Annotated in this window: 8 protein-coding genes and 1 pseudogene; all 9 read left to right on the top strand. The window is 54.2% G+C overall.

Features of this window, described 5'->3' with window-relative positions; all coding sequences use genetic code 11:
- Window positions 1–337 (top strand): hypothetical protein (locus ABF824_RS15100; protein WP_415489814.1); only part of this gene is annotated, 337 nt, incomplete at its 5' end.
- Between the two features lie 95 nt (window positions 338–432).
- Window positions 433–786: a hypothetical protein gene (locus ABF824_RS15095; RefSeq protein WP_415489812.1), complete on the top strand. Its 354-nt coding sequence runs from the start codon at window positions 433–435 to the stop codon at window positions 784–786.
- A 52-nt stretch (window positions 787–838) separates the two neighbouring features.
- Complete coding sequence (locus ABF824_RS15090) at window positions 839–1,999, top strand: baseplate J/gp47 family protein (protein ID WP_415489811.1); 1,161 nt, start codon at window positions 839–841, stop codon at window positions 1,997–1,999.
- On the top strand, window positions 1,999–2,568 hold the full coding sequence (locus ABF824_RS15085) for a DUF2612 domain-containing protein (protein ID WP_415489810.1): 570 nt from the start codon (window positions 1,999–2,001) through the stop codon (window positions 2,566–2,568). Before ABF824_RS15090 ends, ABF824_RS15085 begins: the two co-directional genes overlap by 1 nt.
- On the top strand, window positions 2,568–3,815 hold the full coding sequence (locus tag ABF824_RS15080) for a hypothetical protein (RefSeq protein ID WP_415489809.1): 1,248 nt from the start codon (window positions 2,568–2,570) through the stop codon (window positions 3,813–3,815). The genes ABF824_RS15085 and ABF824_RS15080 overlap by 1 nt, the downstream gene beginning before the upstream one ends.
- Window positions 3,816–3,886: 71 nt before the next feature.
- Window positions 3,887–4,180 carry a hypothetical protein gene (locus tag ABF824_RS15075; protein ID WP_415489808.1) on the top strand — a complete coding sequence of 98 codons (294 nt, stop codon included), beginning with the start codon at window positions 3,887–3,889 and terminating at the stop codon, window positions 4,178–4,180.
- Window positions 4,177–4,824: a glycoside hydrolase family 108 protein gene (locus tag ABF824_RS15070; protein WP_415489807.1), complete on the top strand. Its 648-nt coding sequence runs from the start codon at window positions 4,177–4,179 to the stop codon at window positions 4,822–4,824. Before ABF824_RS15075 ends, ABF824_RS15070 begins: the two co-directional genes overlap by 4 nt.
- Entirely contained in the window at window positions 4,811–5,353 is a 543-nt protein-coding gene (locus ABF824_RS15065; protein WP_415489806.1) for a hypothetical protein, read from the top strand. The genes ABF824_RS15070 and ABF824_RS15065 overlap by 14 nt, the downstream gene beginning before the upstream one ends.
- Window positions 5,350–6,054, top strand: a pseudogene (locus ABF824_RS15060) (hypothetical protein); the annotation flags it as partial. The gene ABF824_RS15065 and the pseudogene ABF824_RS15060, both read left to right, overlap by 4 nt.

The following is a 6,054-nucleotide window of genomic DNA, read 5'->3' as shown; positions in this document are numbered from 1 at the left end:
GAATAAAAAAAAGACCAATATAGAGCGACTGCGCCAGTTATCCAGTCCGGGCCAACCGGACGATGAAGGTGAGGTTCAGCCGCTCTCCATTGATGAAATAGACGCTGCGATCTGGATTTTGCTGGAGATGCGCCGACGCAATCCCGACGTGACATTTGGGAATGCAATGGCGCTCCTTCGGATGGTTAGGCGCATGGTGTGGGATGTCGAAGGGCTCTCCGCCCAAAAACTCAAGGTGATTTATCCTCGGCGCTTCATGGTGAATGCTGTCCGTCGCATGTTCGGGAAAAGCTTCGAGCATTATATGAGGGACGTTAAAATAGACCGCGAGATGTAGACCTTGTTTATTTATACAAAAAGTGCCATGTTCGCATAACATTGCTATCTCTGTGTTCGCCGCATTTTGAGCGGCTTTTTTTGTGTCCGGACACCATGACATCGCTGCTGCTCGACAGAACCACGTGGGATTTGGTTCTGGATAGCGCTGGGAATATGGCTGTCTGCTCAGCCCCGTATTCAGTAATTCAGGACGTCGCATGCGCGCTGCGGGTGTTTCTGGGCGAGTGTTACTACGACACCACCAAGGGTCTGCCCTACATGCAGAATATCCTCGGGCAGTATCAATCAATCAGTGTTTTTCGTGAGCAAGCTCGTCAGGTGGCGATGTCGGTCTCTGGCGTTTCTGATGCCCAAGTCGTCCTGACAGGAATAAATGCGAAGCGTCAACTTGCAGGGTTTGTGGTTGTGGCGACGAGCGATGGAACGGTGAGCAGTGTCTGGATCTAGCACTTATGGAACCACATCAGTTCCATCCCCGTCTTTCACAGATAGCGGATTTGTGGCCCCTGCTGAGGCCGATATTCTTTCTGGGGCGTTGGATGACATCAATGCAGCCTTGGGGGGGGGTGCGAATACAGATCTATCCACCCCGCAAGGACAACTTGCCATGTCGTTCACGGCAGCCCTTGGGGATGCTCTGGATCAGATACTTGCAGTCATCAATGGCGTAGACCCCGCCCGAGCATCGGGACGCCTGCAGGATGCTGTTGGCCAACTCTATTTTATCTCCCGGAAAGGGGCGACGGCGACCGTCGTATCGGTCGTCTGTTCTGGAGCCAGTGGCACCGTCATCCCCGCGGGAACGAGAATTCAGGATCAGAGCGGATATTATTACGTAGCTGATGGAGAAATCTCAATAGGCGCATCTGGATCTGCTACAGGAACGTTCTCCTGTGCCGCATTGGGTGCAGTCGTATGCCCTCCCAATACGGTCAGCATCTATCAGGCGATTCCAGGTCTTACTTCCGTCTCGAATCCTACCGCAGGGATTATTGGCAGCGAAGAAGAAACGCGCCAGCAATTTGAGGCAAGGCGAACGGCTTCCGTTGAGAAGAATTCCGTCGGTTCGAATGAGGCAATTTACGGTGAGGTTATTGGCGTAAGCGGCGTGACGGACGCTTATGTCACGGACAATTCTGCTGATACGGCTCTATCTATTGGTGGGGTCAGTGTCGCGGCTCACTCCTTATTTGTGTGTGTGAGTGGTGGAACCGATGACGATGTTGCGCGGTCCATCTTGCGGAAGAAGCCGCCCGGGTGCGGATACACAGGCACGACAACGGTCTCCATTTCCGACGATCAGAGCGGATACAATGTTGCGCCGACATATTCCGTGCAGTTTACGAGACCAACAGTCATACCAATCTATTTCTCGATAACTCTCAAGAACAGTTCTCTTGTTCCTAGTTCAGCAGTCGCTTCATGCATTGAAGCGATTACTTCTGTTTTCAACGGCGACTATGACGGGCAGAAAGAACGGATTGGTGGCACAGTATTTGCCAGTCGGTACTATTGCGCCGTTGCTGCCATCGGCAGTTGGGTAAAGATCGTGGATATTTATGTCGGCACATCAGCCAACCCCACGGGGCTGACGGCAGATATGGGTATTGACCAGATTCCTTCCCTCTTATCTGGCATGATCACTGTCACGCTATCCTAATGCAGAACATCGAGAAAACTATTCTCTCGCAATATGCGAGTGCCCGTTCGCTTTGCACGATCATATCCGGCTGGAATCAGGCACTTGATCCATCTCCCCTTGTGGATCAGTGGTTCGCCAATGTCTGGAACCTTGAGACGGCAGTCGGATATGGACTTGACGTATGGGGGCGCATAGTTGGTGTTAGTCGCGTTCTGAAGGTCGCAGACGATAAATTCTTCGGATGGACCGAAGATGTGACGGAAGAAACATTCGGATATTCTGTTTTTTACAACGGAATAATCTCCGGAGATCAGGTGAGTATTTCTGACGACGCCTTCAGGCAACTTATTAAGGCGAAGGCGCTCAAGAATATAACAGATGGCTCCGTTCTGTCTCTAAACGCAGTCCTGATGACGCTGTTTTATGGACAGGGTGATGCGTGGGTAGAGGATGGCCTCGATATGAGCATGACTTACGTATTCGGGTTTTCTCCCAGCCTTGTTCAGAGGAGCATCATTCAGAATAGCGGTGTTCTCCCGCGTCCATCCGGCGTTTCCGTTTCCTACTCCATTAAAGGCACATCCTGATGAAGCAATCCGATGACGGCGCTCTGTTCGGCGTCCTGATTGGAGCTGGCGCCGCGCCCTCATACATCCGGTCGATCCCAGCTAACCAGGATACCGCCGGAGACGGGTCTGCATCTATTGGGCTTGGGTTCCCGCCAGAGACTTTCCTATCCCCCTCAGGAGGAGGGAAATATACGGATGGGAGAGATTTCAATGGATTTCTAAATCTTCTGTCGCGCGCCATCCAGAGACTGCAAGCGGGATATTTAGGCCAGTTTAATGCGGATTTCGCCAATAGTATTGGGGGTTATCCAAAGGGAGCAATTATTGCAGGAAGTAATGCTGGAGAGTTTTTTATTTCAACAGCTGATTCGAATGTAACAGACCCCAGTTCTGCTGGATCATCATGGAAGAACATGATGGATGATTATGCCCTTCAATCATGGGTATCGGGAAATTTTGTCGGAACTCCAGCGGCTACCAACGGAAATAATGATCTCAAGATTTCGTCGGCGGCTTGGGGATATGGTTATTCTGCGCCTTATCTTCGAGGGACTGATGTATCAGGGGAAAGCAAAGACTATATTCTTGCAACTAGAGATGTTCTCTATAGTTATTTTTCAGGTGTTAATGGGAACGCTACCCTCTCTAACTTACAGGGTGTCAACTGGACATCTGATTCTATAAATTCTTATGTTCAGGTTACTGCTGGTGGTGTGAGCCTCGCTGTCCCGACATTGAATTATATTGGACAGTATTTCGTCGGCGGCGATGGGCGAGCCAGCATGACCAATTTTCAAGGGGTAAACTGGACAGAAAATAACCCACAGGCTTATCTGCAGGCGACGGGCGATGGAATTTCCATGGCCATTCCCACGCTTTCTTACATTACAGGCCTTGGATACGCCACTCAGGATTGGGTCAAAGGCTACGCGCAGCAGCCTCTGGGGCTATATGACGTCAGTATCAGTGCCACAAACACGCAGGCGACTACGGCGTCCGCAACATTCATTCCATCGCGGTCAGGAAATATACTTCTGAACTTCAATGCGGGGAATGATAGCGGGCAGACAATAAATGCAGCCACAGTGACCGGAAGCGGCTTCACAAAAACTGCCGGTGGTTTGAATTGGTCATCTTCGAACGTGTGTGCGGGAACGTTTATCCTTCAGGTTGTTTCTGGTGAAAGTGTCAATATTGACATCAATGTGGTTTTGAATGGGACTGCATCAATCCTGAATATTTCAGGAACTGCCGTTCTTATTTGATCATATAATCATACGCCGCCTCCTAAAAACGCCCCGCCACTGAGCGGGGTTTTTCATTTCTGGATTTCTTTATGTCTGACGAACAAACGCCGCAGGTCAATGTCGAGATGGGGATTCTCAGGCACCGAGTGGATCAGCTCGAAGATGGCCAGAAATCTTTGTCCAATCAGGTCTCGGTTCTTTCCGCTGAAAACAAGGCGCGCGCCGAGCAGTTGGAAAAGCAGCTTGCGACAGGATTCGCGCAGTTCAATACAAAGTTGGACCGCATCGGCTCTCTACGAACGTATGTGACGCTTGGCATATCAGTCGGTGTTGGTGTGGCGTGCGGCATTGTGGCCCATCATTTCGGGTTCACAGCACTATGACTGCTGCCAATTTCCCTGCCTGCCTCGACTTCACCCTGCGGTGGGAAGGCGGGTTCCAGAACGATCCAAACGATGCCGGGAATTATCTCTACGGCACCATCGGTGGTGGTCCGCTGATCGGCACAAATATGGGGATCACCCCTCACACGCTGATGCTGCATGTGGGGCGCCCGTTGCTCGTTACCGACATGCGCAATCTGTCGCGGGAGACTGCGGCGGAAATCTATCGCACGCGATACTGGGACCAGGTTTACGGAGACAGCCTCGATGCCGGGGTTGATCTGATGGGATTTGATCATGCGGTTATGGCTGGTCCCGACACCTCTCTGGCGGCGATTGCTGCTGCTCAGACAACTCACGTGGATGCTCAGGCGAAGAGGCTCGGCGCGGAGAGAATGAAATCCGTACAGATGCGACTTTCGGTGGTCGCGGACGGCATTTTCGGCCCGGTGACACAGGCGGCTCTCGCGCAACGCCCGGTCGCTCAGAAGGCGCTCCACATCCTCTATCTCGGACAAATTCAGGAACAATATTACCAGCGCCTCGACGGCTTTACGCGGTTCGGCGTCGGCTGGCTCAACCGCCTGAAAGCCCGAACGGAAACAGCGCTCAACCTTATGGATGATGCCAATGTCTCTGCCTGACAACCTCATCCCGGTGCCGGGCCGCACATACACCGTGCCTGCCGACCAGTCGCCCACAGCCACGCAGGGATGCGGCGGATGGGCGGCATTTCGCCTGAGCGGCTTTGTCACGAGCCAGTCATGTTCGTGCCAGTCGCAGCCGTTCATCAAATCGTCTGCGGATTGCCTCGATTATGCGGTCGATTTCACCGGCTGGTTTGGCGACACAGGCGATGCGATCGACACGGTTTCAGTCTCGTGCCCTGATGCGCAGGGACTTTCCTACGATCTGACCGCGCTCTGGGATCATGTCTACAGCGACACGGTTGTCGTGGTGATGCTGGCGTCCGGACCGCCACGCACACGGCAGAGGGTCGTGGTCGAGATCACCACGGAGCAAGGGCGCACGAAAGCGGCGACCTTCGTCGTGCAGATCAGCAACGCGACGATAGCGACCGATCCGCCCGGCGACGACACCATCCCAGCGAATGCACTCGCCCTCAACGGCACTTACCTCATTGACGATAGCGGAGCGTATCTCGTCCCATGACCACGACATCACTTTCCCAGACGAGCGCCATCACCCCGCAGAAGGGCGATAGCATCCCGGCAGTCCGCAATGGTGAATGGACGCATGTTGACGGTGGTGCGCTTCTCCTGAGCGGAGCGCTGGTTGCCGGCATGCCTTATGCCGAGACGCTGGATAGCAGCGGCAATTCGTCCACGCAGTCGGTGGGTGATGTGATCAGCAGTCTCGTCTCATCTGGCGGCGACGTTACCGAGAACACAGTCATGTTCGGCGGCAAGGCAACGCCTCTGGGTTCGGCGCTGGCGCAAGTCGCATCGAGCGGGGGAGGAACCGGCGGCAGCGGCGGCGCTAGCGTCACGATCGACAGCATCAGCATCGATCAGGGTGGCACTGTCACGCCCGGTGAGAACAGTTCCGCCACACTGACGCAGACGCTCTCTGATGGCACGACAAAGGAAGCAGCGCTCGTTATCCCGTGTGGCCCCGCTGGCGCGAAAGGGGATGCTGGTCCAACCGGCCCGCAGGGATCGTCCGGTGCAGCAGGCGCGGCTGGCCCTAAAGGAGATACCGGCGCGACGGGTGCGACAGGCCCCGCTGGTCCAGCTGGTGAGTCCGCCTATCAGGTTGCTGTGGATAACGGCTTCACGGGCACGGAAGCTGAATGGCTGGCGTCTCTCAAGGCGAAACCGGAGCGACAGGCGCCACAGGTGCGACCGGTGCAA

This window comes from Acetobacter sp. (assembly GCF_047721705.1).
Lineage (GTDB): Bacteria > Pseudomonadota > Alphaproteobacteria > Acetobacterales > Acetobacteraceae > Acetobacter.
Note: the sequence above shows the minus strand (reverse complement) of the source record. Positions and strands in the feature narration are given on the sequence as shown.

What these genes read in the sequence shown, in the direction of transcription:
- ABF824_RS15095 (WP_415489812.1), top strand. Translation starts at nt 433, where the DNA reads ATGACATCGCTGCTGCTCGACAGAACCACGTGGGATTTGGTTCTGGAT.
- ABF824_RS15085 (WP_415489810.1), top strand. Translation starts at nt 1,999, where the DNA reads ATGCAGAACATCGAGAAAACTATTCTCTCGCAATATGCGAGTGCCCGT.
- ABF824_RS15080 (WP_415489809.1), top strand. Translation starts at nt 2,568, where the DNA reads ATGAAGCAATCCGATGACGGCGCTCTGTTCGGCGTCCTGATTGGAGCT.
- ABF824_RS15075 (WP_415489808.1), top strand. Translation starts at nt 3,887, where the DNA reads ATGTCTGACGAACAAACGCCGCAGGTCAATGTCGAGATGGGGATTCTC.
- ABF824_RS15070 (WP_415489807.1), top strand. Translation starts at nt 4,177, where the DNA reads ATGACTGCTGCCAATTTCCCTGCCTGCCTCGACTTCACCCTGCGGTGG.
- ABF824_RS15065 (WP_415489806.1), top strand. Translation starts at nt 4,811, where the DNA reads ATGTCTCTGCCTGACAACCTCATCCCGGTGCCGGGCCGCACATACACC.